The organism is Aquitalea pelogenes, from assembly GCF_041914625.1.
GTDB classification, from domain to species: domain Bacteria; phylum Pseudomonadota; class Gammaproteobacteria; order Burkholderiales; family Chromobacteriaceae; genus Aquitalea; species Aquitalea pelogenes.
On the sequence record NZ_JAYSDA010000012.1, the window covers coordinates 42,117 to 58,642 of the forward strand.

Annotated in this window: 15 protein-coding genes; 8 read left to right on the forward strand and 7 right to left on the reverse strand. The window is 60.4% G+C overall.

Going from position 1 to position 16,526, the window contains the following annotated elements; translation table 11 throughout:
• Nucleotides 1–58 precede the first annotated feature (58 nt).
• The 6 genes from ACE3SE_RS11360 to ACE3SE_RS11385 form a co-directional block, all read right to left on the reverse strand.
• Nucleotides 59–952, reverse strand: coding sequence for a hydroxymethylglutaryl-CoA lyase (locus ACE3SE_RS11360; RefSeq protein WP_374555339.1), 894 nt, complete (start codon nucleotides 950–952; stop codon nucleotides 59–61).
• 18 nt (nucleotides 953–970) lie between these two features.
• Nucleotides 971–2,938 (reverse strand): acetyl/propionyl/methylcrotonyl-CoA carboxylase subunit alpha, encoded by a 1,968-nt coding sequence (locus ACE3SE_RS11365; protein ID WP_374555341.1) that lies wholly within the window; start codon nucleotides 2,936–2,938, stop codon nucleotides 971–973.
• 10 nt (nucleotides 2,939–2,948) lie between these two features.
• Nucleotides 2,949–3,746 (reverse strand): enoyl-CoA hydratase/isomerase family protein, encoded by a 798-nt coding sequence (locus ACE3SE_RS11370; RefSeq protein ID WP_374555343.1) that lies wholly within the window; start codon nucleotides 3,744–3,746, stop codon nucleotides 2,949–2,951.
• Nucleotides 3,747–3,755: 9 nt separating this feature from the next.
• The gene (locus ACE3SE_RS11375) at nucleotides 3,756–5,354 is read right to left on the reverse strand and encodes a carboxyl transferase domain-containing protein (RefSeq protein ID WP_374555345.1); all 1,599 of its coding nucleotides are present in this window, start codon (nucleotides 5,352–5,354) and stop codon (nucleotides 3,756–3,758) included.
• Nucleotides 5,355–5,500: 146 nt separating this feature from the next.
• On the reverse strand, nucleotides 5,501–6,670 hold the full coding sequence (locus ACE3SE_RS11380; RefSeq protein ID WP_045847118.1) for an isovaleryl-CoA dehydrogenase: 1,170 nt from the start codon (nucleotides 6,668–6,670) through the stop codon (nucleotides 5,501–5,503).
• A gap of 139 nt (nucleotides 6,671–6,809) precedes the next feature.
• Complete coding sequence (locus ACE3SE_RS11385) at nucleotides 6,810–7,214, reverse strand: MerR family transcriptional regulator (protein ID WP_045847119.1); 405 nt, start codon at nucleotides 7,212–7,214, stop codon at nucleotides 6,810–6,812.
• Between the two features lie 194 nt (nucleotides 7,215–7,408).
• Between ACE3SE_RS11385 and ACE3SE_RS11390 the strand changes: the two genes are divergently transcribed.
• Nucleotides 7,409–9,097, forward strand: a complete 1,689-nt coding sequence (locus tag ACE3SE_RS11390; protein WP_374555347.1) for an AMP-binding protein — start codon at nucleotides 7,409–7,411, stop codon at nucleotides 9,095–9,097.
• 96 nt (nucleotides 9,098–9,193) lie between these two features.
• A complete protein-coding gene (locus tag ACE3SE_RS11395) occupies nucleotides 9,194–9,865 on the forward strand; it encodes a UPF0149 family protein (RefSeq protein WP_374555349.1) in 672 nt (223 codons plus the stop codon).
• 90 nt (nucleotides 9,866–9,955) lie between these two features.
• Here the strand turns inward: ACE3SE_RS11395 and ACE3SE_RS11400 are convergent, their stop codons facing one another.
• Nucleotides 9,956–10,900, reverse strand: coding sequence for a LysR family transcriptional regulator (locus tag ACE3SE_RS11400; RefSeq protein ID WP_374555351.1), 945 nt, complete (start codon nucleotides 10,898–10,900; stop codon nucleotides 9,956–9,958).
• A 276-nt stretch (nucleotides 10,901–11,176) separates the two neighbouring features.
• On the opposite strand from ACE3SE_RS11400, the gene rhmD reads away from it, so the two are divergent.
• The 6 genes from rhmD (at nucleotide 11,177) to ACE3SE_RS11430 (ending at nucleotide 16,506) form a co-directional block, all read left to right on the forward strand.
• Nucleotides 11,177–12,376 carry an L-rhamnonate dehydratase gene (gene rhmD, locus ACE3SE_RS11405; RefSeq protein ID WP_374555353.1) on the forward strand — a complete coding sequence of 400 codons (1,200 nt, stop codon included), beginning with the start codon at nucleotides 11,177–11,179 and terminating at the stop codon, nucleotides 12,374–12,376.
• A gap of 1 nt (nucleotide 12,377) precedes the next feature.
• Nucleotides 12,378–12,737 (forward strand): L-rhamnose mutarotase, encoded by a 360-nt coding sequence (locus ACE3SE_RS11410; RefSeq protein ID WP_374555355.1) that lies wholly within the window; start codon nucleotides 12,378–12,380, stop codon nucleotides 12,735–12,737.
• Nucleotides 12,725–13,624 carry an amidohydrolase family protein gene (locus ACE3SE_RS11415; protein ID WP_374555357.1) on the forward strand — a complete coding sequence of 300 codons (900 nt, stop codon included), beginning with the start codon at nucleotides 12,725–12,727 and terminating at the stop codon, nucleotides 13,622–13,624. The genes ACE3SE_RS11410 and ACE3SE_RS11415 overlap by 13 nt, the downstream gene beginning before the upstream one ends.
• A 4-nt stretch (nucleotides 13,625–13,628) precedes the next feature.
• Nucleotides 13,629–14,687 carry an L-rhamnose/proton symporter RhaT gene (rhaT, locus tag ACE3SE_RS11420; RefSeq protein WP_374555359.1) on the forward strand — a complete coding sequence of 353 codons (1,059 nt, stop codon included), beginning with the start codon at nucleotides 13,629–13,631 and terminating at the stop codon, nucleotides 14,685–14,687.
• Nucleotides 14,688–14,919: 232 nt separating this feature from the next.
• Nucleotides 14,920–15,687, forward strand: a complete 768-nt coding sequence (locus ACE3SE_RS11425) for an SDR family NAD(P)-dependent oxidoreductase (RefSeq protein ID WP_374555361.1) — start codon at nucleotides 14,920–14,922, stop codon at nucleotides 15,685–15,687.
• A 9-nt stretch (nucleotides 15,688–15,696) separates the two neighbouring features.
• Entirely contained in the window at nucleotides 15,697–16,506 is an 810-nt protein-coding gene (locus ACE3SE_RS11430; protein WP_374555363.1) for an HpcH/HpaI aldolase family protein, read from the forward strand.
• The last annotated feature ends 20 nt before the right edge of the window (nucleotides 16,507–16,526 follow it).

Genomic DNA, 16,526 nt, shown 5'->3' on the forward strand with positions numbered 1-16,526 from the left:
CTCTTTCTTTACCTTGCTTGCTTTTCTTGCTTTGTTTTTGCGGCCTTGCCGTGGCGGCTCAGTGGGCCGTTGCCATGGCCTGTGCCACCTTCGAGGTGGGGGCGCGGCCCAGCAGGCCGGCGGCAAACCAGGCGGTTTGCACCAGTGTCGGCAAGTCTATGCCACAGTCCACGCCCAGGCCATGCATCAGGTACACCACGTCTTCGGTGGCGACATTGCCGGATGCCCCACGAGCATACGGGCAGCCGCCCAGCCCGGCAATCGAGGAATCGAATGTTCTGATGCCAGCCTGAAAAGAAGCATGAATATTGCTGATGGCCATGCCGTAGGTATCGTGGAAGTGACCTGCCAGTTGTGCAATTGGCACAAGCTTGCTGACTGCTTCCAGCATGTCCAGTACCCGGTTGGGAGTGCCCGTGCCGATGGTGTCGCCCAGTGAAATTTCGTAGCAGCCCATGTCCAGCAGACGGGCAGCCACTTCTGCCACCTTGGCCGGGGCAATGGCGCCCTCGTAGGGGCAATCCACCACGCAGGACACATAGCCCCGCACGCGGATGCCCTCGCGCCGTGCGGTAGCCATCACGCTGTCAAAGCGGGCCAGGCTTTCGGCAATGCTGGCATTGATGTTTTTCTGGCTGAAACTTTCACTGGCCGCACCAAACACGGCAATCTCGCGCACGCCAGCAGCCAGTGCCTGTTCCATGCCCTTGTCGTTGGGCACCAGCACCGGGTAATTCACCGCACCGGACAGCTCCAGTGCTTGCAGTATGTGCAGGCTGTCGGCCATTTGCGGCACCCATTTGGGCGAGACAAAAGCCCCGGCCTCGATGGTGTTGAGGCCGCTTTCAGCCAGGCGGCGAATCAGTTCCAGCTTGCTGGAGGTATCCACCTGCTGCTTTTCGTTCTGCAGCCCGTCCCGCGGGCCGACTTCGACGATTTTTACGGTTGGCATAGCGTGTTGTCCTCCGGATCAGGCGGCGTCGAAGTCGAGCAACTCGTCGCCATCGCATACCTGTTCACCAGCACCAAAGTAAAAGGCATTCACCGTGCCATCGGCTGGGGCATGGATGGTGTGCTCCATTTTCATGGCTTCCAGAATCAACAGGGGCTCACCTTTGCTCACCTGCTGCCCGCTACTGGCCAGCAAGGCCACTACCCGCCCAGGCATCGGTGCTTTCAGGTGGGTGGCGCCATGCACTTCTTCGGTGTTGGCGGCGTACGGGTCCACCCAGCTTGCTTCCAGTCGTTCGCCTTGCAGGAACAACACCCGCTGCTGCTGCTGGTTGATGACGGTGGCACGCAGTTGTTGCCCGTCCAGCGTGACATGCCATTCACCGTGTTGCAGCCGTGCTGCGGCCTGATATGTCTGTCCTGCCACCGTCACAGCAAAACCGTGGTCCAGATGGCGCACGCTGACACTGTGCAGGGTGTCGCCGTGCATGAATTGCTGGATGGTTTCCAGCTGACCATTCAGTCGCCAGCCTGCGCGCACCGGGAAGTCCGTCTGTGCGCCCAGCGTCTGGACCAGCGCCAGCACGGCCAGCTGCGTGCTACTGGCCGGGACGGCCGGTGGCAGCAAGTCATCCTGATAGCGGGCGATGAGCCCGGTATCCACTGCACCACTGGCAAAGCTGTGGTGCTGCACAATGCGGCGCAGGAAAGCGATATTGGTGGTGACACCGGCCACCTGGTATTGCGCCAGTGCCGCGTCCAGCTGTTGCAAGGCGGCAGCCCGGTTTTCTCCCCACACGATCAGCTTGGCAATCATCGGGTCGTAGAAGGGGCTGATGCTGTCGCCTTGTTCCACCCCGGTATCGATGCGAACCTGTGCGCTTTCGGCAGGGGTGGCCAGATGAATCAGCTGGCCGGTGGCGGGCAGGAAGCCCTTGTCCGGGTCTTCCGCATAAATACGCGCCTCGATGGCGTGGCCGTGAATCTGCAGCTCGTCCTGCCGCAGCGGTAGCGGCTGACCGGCGGCCACTTGCAACTGCCAGGCCACCAGGTCCTGCCGGGTGATCATTTCGGTCACCGGGTGTTCTACCTGCAGACGGGTGTTCATCTCCATGAAGTAAAAGTCACCGGGGCGGCCATCGTCCTGTACCGCCATGATGAATTCCACCGTCCCCGCACCGACATAGCCCACCGCACGTGCAGCGGCGCAGGCGGCTTCGCCCATGGCCTGCCGGGTGCTGACCGGCAAATCCGGTGCCGGGGCTTCTTCCAGTACTTTCTGATGACGGCGCTGCACCGAGCAGTCACGCTCGAACAGGTAGACACAGCCTCCCAGGCTGTCGGCAAACACCTGGATTTCCACATGGCGCGACCGTGGCAGATATTTCTCCACCAGTACCTTGTCGTCACCGAAACTGGCGGCAGCTTCGCGCTGGCAGGAGGCCAGCGCAGCGGCGAAATCCTCGCTGCGCTCGACAATGCGCATGCCCTTGCCACCACCACCGGCGCTGGCCTTGATCAGTACCGGATAGCCGATACGGTCGGCTTGCTGGTGCAGGAAATCCGGCTCCTGGCACTCACCGTGATAGCCGGGCACCAGCGGTACGGCCGCTTGTTCCATCAGTGCCTTGGCGGCAGATTTGCTACCCATGGCGGCAATGGCGCTGGCCGGCGGGCCGATAAAGGCGATACCTGCGGCAGCGCAGGCGGCGGCAAAATCAGCGTTTTCAGACAAAAAACCATAACCGGGGTGGATGGCCTCGGCACCGCTCTGGCGGGCAATGTCCAGAATCAGCCCGGCCTTGAGATAGGATTCCGCCGCCGGTGCCGGACCCAGTCGCCAGGCTTCATCGGCCAGTCTGACAAAGCGGGCATCCGCATCGGCATCGGAATAAACGGCAACAGTGGCAATGCCCAGCTGGCGCGCGGTCTTGATCACCCGGCAGGCGATTTCCCCGCGGTTGGCAATGAGGATTTTCTTGAACATGGCAGTGTCCTTATTGTTCTTGTTGCCAGGCGGGCGGGCGTTTGTCGAAGAAGGCGGCCAGGCCTTCGCGGGCTTCCTGTCCGCTGCGGGTACTGGCAATGCGGCTGGCGGTATCGGCCAGCAGGTCGTCATCCCACGGTGAACCTTCATGCAGTTCGGCCAGCAGGTCTTTGGCTGCCCCCAGTGCGCGTGGTGCGCCTTTGGCCAGTTCGCTGGCGATGTCGGCGATGCGCTGGTCCAGCATGTCGGCGGCGACAACTTCATGCACCAGGCCGATACGGGCGGCGGTGGCGGCGTCAATGCGCTCGGCCGACAGGAAGTAGCGCCGCGCCTGCCGCCAGCCAATGGCATCGGCCACATAAGGGCCGATGGTGGCCGGAATCAGGCCCAGCCGCACTTCGGTCAGGCCGAAGCGGGCGGCGTCGGTGGCAATGGCAATGTCACATACGGTAGCCAGGCCGGTGCCACCGGCAATGGCCGGGCCGTGGATGCGGGCGATTACCGGCTTCTGGCTGCGGTAAATGGCCTTGAGCATGGCGGCCAGGCGCTGGGCATCGGCCAGGTTTTCCGCTTCGCTGTAACCGGCGGCGCGGCGCATCCAGTCCAGGTCAGCCCCGGCGGAAAAGCTTTTTCCATGTCCGGCCAGCACGATGACACGCACGCTGTCGTCCAGTTGCAGGGCCTTGAAGGCGGCGGTCAGCTCGGCAATCAGCATTTCGTTCAGCGCATTGTGCAGTTCCGGGCGGTTCATCCAGACAGTGGCGGTGCTGCCGCTGCAATGGATATCGAGAGTCTGATACTGGCTCATGGCGCTTCCTTACATGCGGAACACGCCAAAGCGTGTCTTTTCGATGGGCGCGGACAGGGCGGCTTCGAGTGCCAGGCTCAGTACATCGCGGGTCTGGGCCGGGTCGATGATGCCGTCGTCCCACAGCCGTGCGCTGGCGTAATAAGGGTGGCCCTGGCGTTCGTATTGTTCGCGTACCGGTGCTTTCAGCGCCTCTTCCTGCTCGGCGGTGAAGGCCTCGCCCAGTTGTTCCTTCTTGACCTGTGCCAGCACCCCGGCGGCCTGTTCGCCACCCATCACCGAAATGCGGCTATTGGGCCACATCCACAGCATGCGCGGGCTGTAAGCGCGGCCACACATGCCGTAGTTACCCGCACCGAAGCTGCCGCCAATCAGCACGGTGAACTTGGGCACGCTGGCGCAGGCCACGGCGGTAACCAGCTTGGCGCCATCCTTGGCGATGCCGCCGTTTTCATACTTCTTGCCCACCATGAAGCCGGTGATGTTCTGCAGGAAGATCAGCGGAATGCCGCGCTGGCAGCACAGTTCGACAAAGTGCGCACCCTTGAGGGCCGATTCGGAAAACAGGATGCCGTTATTGGCGATGATGCCAACACGCCAGCCATTGAGGCGGGCAAAACCGGTGACCAGCGTCGTGCCGTAGTTCAGCTTGAATTCGTCAAAGTCGGAGTCGTCCACCAGTCGGGCGATGATTTCACGCACATCAAACGGCTTTTTCGGGTCGGCCGGAATCACGCCGTAGATTTCCTCGGCGGCATGGCGTGGTGCTTTGGGTTCGGTGCGGTCCAGCACGCCTTGTTTGTGCCAGTTGAGGTTGGCCACGATGCGGCGGGCAATGCCCAGCGCGTGGGCGTCGTTCTGCGCCAGATGGTCGGCCACGCCGGAGATGCGGGCGTGTACATCTCCACCGCCCAGCTCTTCTGCGGTGACGACCTCGCCGGTAGCGGCCTTCACCAGCGGCGGGCCGCCCAGAAAGATGGTGCCTTGTTCCTTGACGATGACGGTTTCGTCCGACATGGCGGGTACATAAGCACCGCCGGCGGTGCAGCTGCCCATCACCACCGCGATTTGCGGAATGCCGGCGGCAGACAATTGGGCCTGGTTGAAGAAAATGCGGCCAAAGTGTTCCTTGTCCGGGAAAACCTCGTCCTGCAGCGGCAAGAAGGCTCCGCCGGAATCCACCAGATAGACGCAGGGCAGGCGGTTTTCCCTGGCGATTTCCTGCGCGCGCAGATGCTTTTTCACCGTCATCGGGTAATAAGTACCACCCTTGACCGTGGCATCGTTGGCGATGATCAGGCAGTCCACCCCGGCAATGCGGCCGATACCGCTGATCAGGCTGGCACCCGGCGCATCGTCGTTGTACATGCCAAATGCCGCCAGTTGGGACAGTTCCAGAAAGGGCGCGCCAGGGTCCAGCAGCAGGTTGATGCGCTCGCGCGGCAGCAGCTTGCCACGGGCGGTGTGTTTTTCACGGGCTTTGTCGCCGCCGCCCAGTGCCGCCGTGGCGACTTTCTGTTTCAAGTCTTCCACCAGCGCACGCATCTTGTCGGCATTGGCCTGGAAGTCCGGCGCGCGGGGGGAGAGTTTGGATTCGATGACTGGCATGATTTTAGGGAGTGGGGAGTAGGGAGTAGCAGGTGACGGGTGGGGAACTCCCCACTCCCGACTCTCTACTCCCGGTGTTAGTGGTCAGTAGGGTGTGGGTGGGTTGACGGTTTTACTCCCGCCCCCCCACTCTCTACTCCCGATGTTCAGCGTGTTTCCGCCATCAGTTCGCGCCCAATCAGCCAGCGGCGGATTTCGCTGGTGCCTGCGCCGATTTCATACAGCTTGGCATCGCGCAGCAGGCGGCCGGTGGCGTACTCATTGATATAGCCGTTGCCGCCCAGGCACTGGATGGCATCCAGCGCCATCTGGGTGGCGTTTTCGGCGGCGTACAGAATGGCCCCGGCAGCGTCCTTGCGCGTCTGGCGGCCGGTATCGCCCCGGTCCAGTGCCTGGCCCACGGCATAGACATAAGCACGGCTGGCGGACAGCTTGACGTACATGTCGGCCAGCTTGCCCTGCATCAGCTGGAAGTCGCCAATGGCCTGGCCAAACTGTTTGCGGTCATTCAGATAGGGGACGACGATGTCCATGCAGGCCTGCATGATGCCCAGCGGGCCTGCCGACAGCACGGCGCGTTCGTAGTCCAGCCCGCTCATCAGCACTTTCACGCCATTGCCTTCGCCGCCCAGTACGTTTTCGGCCGGGATTTCACAGTTGTCGAAGAACAGCGGGTAGGTGTTGGAACCGCGCATGCCCAGCTTGTCCAGCTTGCTGCCATGCGAGAAACCGGCAAAGCCTTTTTCCACGATAAAAGCCGTGATGCCCCTGGGCCCGGCGTTGACGTCGGTCTTGGCATACACCACCAGGGTGTCGGCATCGCCGCCGTTGGTAATCCACATCTTGCTGCCGTTCAGTACATAACGGTCGCCTTTTTTATCGGCGCGCAGCTTCATGCTGACCACATCGGAACCGGCATTGGGTTCGGACATGGCCAGCGCGCCCACGTGTTCGCCGGAAATCAGCTTGGGCAGGTAGCGGGCTTTCTGTTCGGCCGAGCCGTTCTTGCGGATCTGGTTAACGCACAGATTGGAGTGCGCGCCGTAGGACAGGGCGACCGAGGCCGAGGCACGGCTGATTTCTTCCATCACGATCATGTGGGCCAGGTAGCCCATATTGGCGCCACCGTATTCTTCTTCGGCGGTGATGCCCAGCAAGCCCAGGTCACCAAACTTGCGCCACAGGTCGGCCGGAAAGAGGTTGTCACGGTCGATGTCGGCGGCGCGCGGGGCGATTTCGGCGTCGGCAAAATCCTTCACGCTCTGGCGCAACATGTCGTAAGTGTCGCCGTGGTCAAAACGCAGGCTGCTGTACATGGTGTTTCTCCTCGGTGCCGGTCGTGGCGGCTGTGCCTGACAGGCTTTTGTGATGGTTGCCTTACTGCTTTGAATATTGAATTACGTTTACGTAAGCGTCAATATGGTGTGGTAAAAAAACCTGCACGAGGGCAGGTGTTCAGGCGGGGTTGTCGGCCTTGGTGGTCATCTGGTCGATCACGCCACGGCAGTGTTTTTCCAGCGCATCGATTTCCGCCAGCACCACGTCGATGTCACGCCGCTGTTCTTCCAGCTGTTCGCGCCGGGCCACCAGCAAATGCAGCAGCTTGAGCGACTGGCTGGCTTCATCGCGGGCCAGATCATACAGATCAATGATTTCGCGTATTTCCGACAAGGACAGGCCAATGCGCTTGCCACGCAGGATAAGCCGCAGGCGGGCGCGGTCGCGGCGGGTGAACACCCGCTGACGGCCATCGCGTTGCGGCTCGATCAGCCCTTGTTCCTCGTAAAAGCGGATGGTGCGCAGTGTGACGTCAAAATCACGCGCCAGATCCGAAATGGTGAAGACTTCCTGTTCTGTCATGGTATCTGCTTTCAGTATTTATACGGATTGTAGCGTTTTTCCCACGGCTTCTCATCATGATAGATGTATTACGTTTACGTAATCGTCAACTTGTGGGATTAATGCCAGAAAAATGGGCCGCGCCATGCAGCGTGGCTGCCGTCGCAAGGGAAACGACGCATCCGGATAAAGAGACCACAACAAGGAGACACACAATGCAGCACGCCAGCTACGTGCACGGAGCCAGTCAGCAGCCACTGATTGGCAAAACCATCGGCCAGATGTTTGACCAGGCCTGCCAGCACCACGCCCAGCGGGACGCCCTGGTGGTTCGCCAGCAGGGCATACGCTGGAGTTATGCCCAGTTACAGGAGCTAGTGGACCGGATGGCGTGCAGCCTGATGCGCCTAGGCCTTGAACCGGGGGAGCGCATCGGCATCTGGTCGCAAAACAATGCCGAATGGGTGCTGACGCAGTTTGCCACCGCCAAGGCTGGGCTGGTGCTGGTGAATATCAACCCGGCTTACCGCCGTGCCGAGCTGGAATATGCGATTAACAAGGTAGGTTGCCGCGCCCTGATTGCTTCGCCCAGCTTCAAGAGCAGCAATTACATCGAGATGCTGCAGGATTTGTTGCCCGAACTGGCCGACAGCCAACCCGGCGAGCTTCGTGCCGCCCGCATGCCCAGGCTGGAATGGGTGATCCGCATGGGCCAGCAGGCCACGCCGGGCATGCTGGGGTTTGCCGAACTGCTGACCGAACCGACCCCTGCCGAGCGCGCCGCCTTGCAGCAGTTGGGCGATCGCCTGCAATTCGATGATGCCATCAACATCCAGTTCACCTCCGGAACCACCGGCAGCCCCAAGGGGGCCACGCTGTCGCATCACAATATTCTCAATAACGCCTTCTTTACCGGACAGGCCATGGGCTTCAGTCCGGCCGACCGGTTGTGCATCCCGGTGCCGCTGTACCACTGTTTCGGCATGGTGCTGGGCACGCTTACCTGCCTCACGCATGGGGCCTGCATGGTGTTCCCGGCGGAAAGCTTTGATGCACTCAGCGTGCTGCAAACCGTGCAGGAAGAACGCTGTACTGCCTTGCATGGCGTGCCCACCATGTTCATCGGCTTGCTGGACCACCCCCAGTTCGCGCAATTCGACCTGTCCAGCCTGCGCACCGGCGTGATGGCCGGCAGCCCTTGTCCCATCGAGGTGATGAAGCGTGTCACCACTCTGATGCACATGTCGCAAGTCACCATTGGCTACGGCATGACGGAAACCAGCCCGCTCAGCTTCCAGAGCAGTGCCGACACCCCGCTGGACAAGCGCGTGTCCACCGTCGGGCAGGTGCATCCGCATGTGGAGGTCAAGATTGTCGATAACGATGGCCACATCGTGCCGCATGGCGAAACCGGGGAGCTGCTGACCCGTGGCTATTCGGTAATGCTGGGCTATTGGGACGACCCGCAGAAAACCGCCGACTCCATCGACCGTTCCGGCTGGATGCACAGCGGAGACCTGGCAGTGATGGATGCCGAGGGTTATGTGAATATCGTGGGCCGGGTGAAGGACATGGTGATTCGCGGCGGCGAAAACATTTACCCGCGAGAGGTGGAGGAGTTCTTCTACCGTCATCCCAAGATTCAGGAAGTGCAGGTGATTGGCGTGCCGGACGACCGCTTTGGCGAGGAACTGTGTGCCTGGATCAAGCTGCGTGATGGCGAACAGGCCAGCATCGAGGACATGCGTGCCTTTTGCCAGGGCCAGATCGCCCATTACAAGATTCCGCGTTACATCGAATTTGTCGACAGCTTTCCCATGACCATTACCGGCAAGATCCAGAAGTTTGTCATGCGCCAGCAAATGAAGGAAAAACTGGGACTGAACGACAGTCAGACTGCGTAAACGCAGATGGATCAAACTTTGTATGCACAGGCCCCGGCGAGCCGGGGCTTTTTTCGCTACAATGCGCCCATTCAATCTGACCGCTAGGAGCGCACCATGACTGATATCGTATTCAATGACGCCGATCTGGCCCGGCTGGAACAGTTGCTGACGCCCCTGTCGATCAGTGGCAGCACCATGCGCCCGGACGAAGTACAAGGCTTCTTTGCCGCGCTGGCCAGCGGACCGGATGCCGCCGACCGCAGCATGTGGCTGGCTGAAGTGCTGGGCGATGCTCCGGCTTTTGAAAATGCCGAAGAACAGGCGGAGCTGGAAGCCCTGCTGCAAAAGCTGTTTGATGTCACCGCCCATGTGCTGGCCGATGGCCGCGAGCTGGACCTGATCCTCTACGCCGACGAAGACGGCGACGACGACGAAGCCGACTACTGGCCGTGGTGCAATGCCTATCTGTACGCGCTGGACGTGGTGGATACCGACTGGTTCGAAGCGGCGGACGATGAAGGTTTCGAAGACCTGCTGATGCCGATTCTGGTGCTGGGCGGCATGTTCGAGGAAGAAGACGGCGAAGACCTGGTCACCTTTACCGACGAGGAAAAGGATGACTGCAAGGAACAGCTGCCAGAGGCGCTGATTGCCGTATTCAACTACTGGCGCGCCAAGGCACAGGCTCCGGCCACCGTACGCCGTGAAGGCGAAAAGGTGGGCCGCAACGACCCTTGCCCTTGCGGTAGCGGCAAGAAGTACAAGGCCTGCTGCGGCAGCAACTGAGTTTTCTGCCAGCCTGCGGGCTGGTGAATGCCATGCCTGAAAGCCTCCACACGGAGGCTTTTTCTTTTACTGCCAAGTGGGGGCCATGGTTCAGGATTGATGCAGGTATGAAATGAAATCCTGTTGTTCGGCACTAAGTGGTTCATGCTTGCGCGTCAAGATGCCAAAAGGAGGGAGTGGTATGTCTACCTTGATTGGCAATATCTGCACGATGCCCATCTCCAGATAGTCTGACATGGCCGATTCCGCTAACAGCATCACCGCATTGGTGCGTTGAATCAGTTGCAGCATGGAGTAAATTGAATTGCTCTCGATGATATTACCGGGCAAGGGCAGTGCGGCGTGCAGCAGATATTGTTCCAATGCCATGCGTGCCGGGCTGCTGGGTGCTTGTAATATCCATGGCCAGTCTCGTAGTAATACCGGTATTTCGATATGTTGCTGTTGCAATAACACATGGTGTTTAGCCACCACCAGTCGCAATACTTCATTACCCATTGGCCAAAAATCAAAAGCCGCATCTTCGGTTTTCGGGCTGCGCCGGGCGATGGCAAGGTCGATGCGTCCTTGTTCCAGCAGGCGGATCACTTCGTCGCTGGTATCTCCCATCACACGGATGCACAGGCGGGGCCTTTCCTGTTTCAAACGTGCAATTGCCGCCATGACCCGCTCGGGTGCCGCACCCATGATGGCACCCACTGACAAGTAGCCAAAGCCTTCTTTCTTCTGCACTGCCAGCGTCTGCATGCAGCCTTCCAGGTGGTGCAGGCTGCGGGTGGCGAATTTGACCAACACCACGCCCAGTGCCGTGGGGCGCATGCCATGTGGCAGGCGGTCAAACAGCTGGCAGTCAAACATATCCTCGATTTCCTGCAGCATGCGGCTGGCAGCTGGTTGCGACATATGCATGCCTTCCGCCGTCCGTTTCATATTCTGGCTATTCCCCAATAACACCAACATTTGCAAATGCTTGTAACGCAGGCGTTGCAGTAAATGACGGTGCCGTGTTGCTGGCAGCATGGCGGTTTTATCCATAAGCAGAAGGTATTGCCAGTTAATTAAATGTAATTGGATGGTTCTGCGAGTATGTCGTAGTTTTACTGCTGCCGCTTATTTTCTGAGTGCCATCAATAGCCTGATATTTACCAAAGAAAATAAGGATAATTCCTGATTGAAGGGGGTGAATATTCTTATGTCGGTTTTTATTATCGGCTGTGATTAATTTCGTCAGTCATCCCAGTAAATTCATCCCGGATATTGGTTTTTTCTGATCAGTTTGGATTCGGATATTCAACGTCGGAGCAGTCCACCATGAAGCAAATGCCAGTCATCAAACACGTCCGTGCCTTTACCTTGCGAGGTGGTGGTGCGGATTATCACGATCAGGCCGATGGCCACTGGATTGACGACCACATCGCCACGCCGATGTCCAAATACCCGGCCTATCGGCAAAGCCGACGCAGCTTTGGCATCAATGTGCTGGGCACGCTGGTGGTGGAGGTGGAGGACAGCGCTGGCAATGTCGGCTTTGCCGTGACGACAGGCGGCGAACCGGCAGCTTTCATCGTCGAGCGCCATCTGGCGCGTTTCGTGGAAGGGGCCCGGGTTTGCGATATCGAGCGCATCTGGGACCAGATGTACCACGGCACCCTGTTTTACGGACGCAAGGGCCTGGTGCTCAACGCCATCTCCGGGGTGGATCTGGCCTTGTGGGATTTGCTGGGCAAGGTGCGGCAGGAGCCGGTGTACCAGTTGCTTGGCGGTGCGGTGCGGGACGAGCTGCAGTTTTATGCCACCGGCGCACGGCCAGACCTCGCCCGCGAAATGGGATTCATCGGCGGGAAAATGCCGCTGCACCACGGGCCGGCAGAGGGGGAGGACGGCCTGCAAAAAAACCTGGCCTTGCTGGCCAGCATGCGCGAGCGGGTAGGCCCGGACTTTTGGCTGATGATCGACTGCTGGATGAGCCTGGACCTGAACTACGCCACCCGTCTGGCACAGGCGGCAGCGGCGTTTGGCCTGAAATGGATAGAAGAAGCACTACCGCCGGACGACTACTGGGGCTATGCCGCCTTGCGGCAGCAACTGCCGCCGGGCATGTTGTGCACGACGGGCGAGCACGAGGCCACGCGCTGGGGTTTTCGCATGCTGCTGGAAATGGGCTGCTGCGACATCATCCAGCCCGATGTCGGCTGGTGTGGCGGCATTACCGAACTGCTGAAAATCTCGGCACTTGCCGATGCGCATCAGGCGCTGGTGATTCCGCATGGCTCCAGCGTGTACAGCTATCACTTTGTCGCCACCCGTCACAACAGCCCGTTTGCCGAATTCCTGATGATGGCACCGCAGGCCGATCAGGTGGTGCCGATGTTCAGTCCACAGCTATTGCACGAGCCAGTGCCGGAAAACGGCCGCATGCCGGTATCGCGGCTGGACCGTCCCGGTTTCGGCGTGGAGCTTAATCCCGCCTGCGCCTTGCATCGCCCCTACCTGCACACGCCGGGAGGCTGAGATGACGCATGGACAAGCACTTTGCACCCTGGCTTTCCGCATGCAGTTGTTTCCGGGGCAAGCCGAGGAATATCAACGGCGCCATGCCGCCATCTGGCCGGAACTGAAAACCGCGCTGCTGGATGCCGGCATTGTCGAGTACCGCATTTTTCATGATGACAAGGATGATGCCTTGTTTGCCGTGCTGTACTGCCGGCAGCCCGACCGGCTGGCGGAACTGCCCAGCCTGCCGGTGATGCAGCAATGGTGGGCCAATATGGCCGACATCATGGTGACCCAGCCGGACTTTGCGCCGGTACAGGTAGGCTTGCGCAGCATGTTCGTGCTGAGTACGGGGGAGGGACCGCCATGCGCATCGTAGACGCCCATTGCCATTTCTGGTGGCTGGGGGGAGGGCAGTACCCCTGGCTGACCCGGCGCAAGCCCAATCTGCTGGGTGATTACACCGCGCTGGCACGTGACTTCCTGTTGCCGGACCTGAGACAGCTGGCCGAGCAGGCCGATATCGAGCTGGCGGGCGTGGTGCATATCGAAGCCAATGCGACGGATGTGCTGGAGGAAACCCGCCAACTGGAACACATGCTCGACTTGTCCGGCGATACCTTGCCAGTTGCTTTGCTGCCTTTTCTCGATCTGGCCAACCCTCAGGTGGCGGATCAGCTTGCCCGGCAACTGGCAGCTTCCACTCGCGTACGTGGCGTGCGGCAGATTCTCAACGTGCATGCCGACCCGCAGTTCGACTATGTGGGCCGCCACTACATGCGCGAGGCGCAATGGCAGTGCGGGATGGCCTTGCTGGAACGCCACGGCCTGATCTTCGAATTGCAAATCTACCCCTCACAAATGCAGGAAGCCGCTGCGCTGGCCAGGCGTTATCCGGCGGTGCGCTTTGCGCTGAATCATGCCGGCATGTATGTGGATCGCCATGCCCCTGTCGGCTGGCGCGCGTGGCGGGATGGCATGCGGGCCCTGGCAGCCTGCCCGAATGTGCAGGTAAAGCTGAGCGGTTTCGGCATGCTCGACCACCACTGGACCGAGGACAGTCTGCGGCCGCTGGTGTACGAGGCCATCGATGCCTTCGGCAGCGCACGCTGCATGTTTGCTTCCAATTTCCCTGTGTGCAGCCTGTACACCTCCTACCGCAGGCTGTGGCAGGCCTATGACAATTTGCTGGCGCAGGCTGCGGCACATGAGCGGCGTGCCATGTTTGCCGACAATGCCTGGCGCTTTTACCAATTGGGAGACTAGCCAGATGGCCATCATTCTGCTGGGCCTGTTGTTTCATTTCATCGGCTCGTTTTCGTCCGCCAGTTTTTATCTGCCGTATCGCAGCGTGCGGCTGTGGTCCTGGGAAAACTTCTGGCTGCTGGGCGGCTTGTTTTCCTGGCTGATTGCCCCGTGGCTGGCCATTGCGCTGACCATTCCGGGTTTTGCTTCCATCCTTGAGACTGCAGACAGCGGGACACTGGGCTGGACTTACTTCTTCGGCGTGTTATGGGGCATCGGTGGCCTCACCTTTGGCCTGGCCATGCGCTATATCGGCCTGTCGCTGGGCATGTCCATCATCATGGGCCTGACATCCGCCCTGGGTGCCCTGATGCCGCCGCTGTTCAATGACCTGTTTGGCCGCGAGGACGGTTTGCGCCTGAGCCAGATGCTGCTCAGCAGCGGTGGGCAGATGGTGCTGCTGGGCGTGCTGGGCTCGCTGATCGGCATCGTGTTGTGCGGGGTGGCCGGCATGCGCAAGGAGCGCGAAGTCGATCTGGCGACCAAGCAAAGTGCGGTCAGGGAATTCAACATGAAAAAGGGCATCGCGGTTGCGCTGGTGTCCGGTTGCCTGAGTGCCTGCTTCAGCTACGGCATCAATGCGGGCAAACCTCTGGCGCTGGCTGCCGTGGCGTACGGTGCCAATTCCCTGTTCATGAACAATCTGACCTTTGCCGTCATCATGCTCGGTGGCCTCACCACCAATGCGTTGTGGTGTCTGCACCTGTCCTTGCGCCGTCGCAGTCTGGGCGAATTCGTCAATCGCAACACCCCCTTGCTGCGCAACTACCTGCTGTGCGCGCTGGGCGGTTTGCTGTGGTATCTGCAGTTCTTCTTCTATGGCATGGGCGAAAGTCGCTTGCATAACCCCACCAGCTCGTGGGTGCTGCACATGTCTTTCATCATCCTGATTTCCAATCTGTGGGGTGTCTGCCTGGGCGAATGGCGCGGTACTGCACCGCAGACACGCCGCATCCTGTCGCTGGGCATTGTGGTCATTATTGCCGCCATCGGCATGGTGGGTTTTGGTAGTGCAGTCCATTAAGACTCGCCAACAAAACCCCCGCTCCAGCGTTGCGCCGCCTTGCCGTACGCCTTGTACTGTCTGCGGCGGCGCGCCTTGGCCCGGGTTCTCTACGGAGTTTTGTTAGCAGCGCTAAGCACGGCTGGCAAAACGGGATTTGTCCTTGGTCCCGGCCTGCGGTGGTGGGCATGGAATCAAGGGTTTGCTGTAGCACATCGGGCTGGTATCGCCGGTATTTCTGAGGAGACAAGCGATGTTGTTAGCAGGTAAGCGAGTGGTGATTACCGGGGCGTCCCGTGGCATAGGGCGGGCCATTGCACTGGGCTGTGCCCGCCATGGGGCGGATGTGATGCTGGGCCACAGTGGCCGCAGCAGCGCGGATGACATCCTGACCCTGCGCCACCAGATTGAGGTTCTGGGGCGCAAGGTGGCCGATCAGGCGGGTGATATTGCCGACCCCGACACCGGTGCTGCGCTGATTGCCATGGCGGTGGAGTGCCTGGGCGGGGTGGATGTCTTCATCAGCAATGCAGGCATCTGTCCTTTCCATGCCTTTCTGGACATGCCGCACGAGACGTATTACCGCACGGTGAATACCAATCTGAACGGTGCCTATTTTGCGGTACAGGCGGCCGCAAGGCAGATGCAGCATCAGGCTGAAGGTGGCGCCATCATTGCAGTCAGCTCCATCAGTGCCCTGGTGGGCGGTGGCATGCAAACCCACTACACCCCCACCAAGGCAGGTTTGCTGTCGCTGATGCAGTCCTGCGCCATTGCCTTGGGGCCGTTTGGTATCCGCTGCAATGCCTTGCTGCCGGGCACCATAGAAACCGACATCAACCGGGAGGATCTGGCCGACCCGCACAAGCGCAGCCATATGCAAAACCGCATCCCGCTGGGGCGGCTGGGGCAGCCGGAGGATCTGGTCGGCCCGGCGGTATTCCTGGCCTCGGACCTGGCGCGCTATGTCACCGGGGCCAGCCTGCTGGTGGATGGCGGCATGTATGTCAATCTGCAATAGGAGTTGCCCATGCAGCTGCCAGACAATCATTTCAAATCTGCCTTGCAGCAGATGTCATCAATATCACCCCGGTACGGTATCTGGGCTGGCATGGCTTCCGCCTATCACGCGGAAATACTGGCTGGCACCGGCCATGACTGGATTCTGCTCGATGGCGAGCATGCGCCCAATACCGTGCCCACGCTGTTGGGACAGCTGCAGGCGCTGGCGGCTTATCCCGTCGATCCAGTGGTGCGCATCCCGCATGGCGACCCGGCATTGATCAAGCAGGTGCTGGATATCGGCGCACAAACCCTGATGGTGCCGATGGTGGAGAGCGCAGCACAGGCCGCCACTCTGGTGCGGGCCATGCGTTACCCGCCAGCGGGGATACGTGGTGTCGGTGGCGGACTGATCCGCGCCACTCGCTGGGATGCGGTGGCGGATTACATACCGCAGGCCGATCAGGCGCTGTGCCTGGTGGTGCAGATCGAATCTTCACTCGGGGTGCAAAACGCGGCGCAGATCGCCGCTGTGGAAGGCATGGATGCCATCTTTATCGGCCCGGCCGACTTATCCACCAGCATGGGCCACGCGGGTAATGCCAGCCATGCCGACGTCCAGCACAGCATCCGTCACGTCATTGACAGCTGCCTGGCGCACGGCAAGGCCTGCGGCATTCTGGCGCCCAATGAGCAGGATGCCCGCCGTTATGCCGAGTGGGGTTGCAGCTTTATTGCCATCAGCATCGACATCCCGCTGCTGCGTCAGGCGGCACTGGCCAGCCTGGCACGTTTCCGTGTTTCTTCTTTATCCGTCACCAGCAAGCAGGGCTATTAACCATCCCCCTACAAGGGCGC

Bases quoted from the DNA above. Each gene is read 5' to 3' on its own strand.
- ACE3SE_RS11430 (WP_374555363.1), top strand. From the start codon at position 15,697: ATGCAGCTGCCAGACAATCATTTCAAATCTGCCTTGCAGCAGATGTCA.
- ACE3SE_RS11425 (WP_374555361.1), top strand. From the start codon at position 14,920: ATGTTGTTAGCAGGTAAGCGAGTGGTGATTACCGGGGCGTCCCGTGGC.
- ACE3SE_RS11400 (WP_374555351.1), bottom strand. From the start codon at position 10,900: ATGGATAAAACCGCCATGCTGCCAGCAACACGGCACCGTCATTTACTG.
- ACE3SE_RS11410 (WP_374555355.1), top strand. From the start codon at position 12,378: ATGACGCATGGACAAGCACTTTGCACCCTGGCTTTCCGCATGCAGTTG.
- ACE3SE_RS11390 (WP_374555347.1), top strand. From the start codon at position 7,409: ATGCAGCACGCCAGCTACGTGCACGGAGCCAGTCAGCAGCCACTGATT.
- ACE3SE_RS11360 (WP_374555339.1), bottom strand. From the start codon at position 952: ATGCCAACCGTAAAAATCGTCGAAGTCGGCCCGCGGGACGGGCTGCAG.
- ACE3SE_RS11365 (WP_374555341.1), bottom strand. From the start codon at position 2,938: ATGTTCAAGAAAATCCTCATTGCCAACCGCGGGGAAATCGCCTGCCGG.
- ACE3SE_RS11385 (WP_045847119.1), bottom strand. From the start codon at position 7,214: ATGACAGAACAGGAAGTCTTCACCATTTCGGATCTGGCGCGTGATTTT.
- ACE3SE_RS11415 (WP_374555357.1), top strand. From the start codon at position 12,725: ATGCGCATCGTAGACGCCCATTGCCATTTCTGGTGGCTGGGGGGAGGG.
- ACE3SE_RS11395 (WP_374555349.1), top strand. From the start codon at position 9,194: ATGACTGATATCGTATTCAATGACGCCGATCTGGCCCGGCTGGAACAG.
- ACE3SE_RS11380 (WP_045847118.1), bottom strand. From the start codon at position 6,670: ATGTACAGCAGCCTGCGTTTTGACCACGGCGACACTTACGACATGTTG.
- ACE3SE_RS11375 (WP_374555345.1), bottom strand. From the start codon at position 5,354: ATGCCAGTCATCGAATCCAAACTCTCCCCCCGCGCGCCGGACTTCCAG.
- ACE3SE_RS11370 (WP_374555343.1), bottom strand. From the start codon at position 3,746: ATGAGCCAGTATCAGACTCTCGATATCCATTGCAGCGGCAGCACCGCC.
- rhmD (WP_374555353.1), top strand. From the start codon at position 11,177: ATGAAGCAAATGCCAGTCATCAAACACGTCCGTGCCTTTACCTTGCGA.
- rhaT (WP_374555359.1), top strand. From the start codon at position 13,629: ATGGCCATCATTCTGCTGGGCCTGTTGTTTCATTTCATCGGCTCGTTT.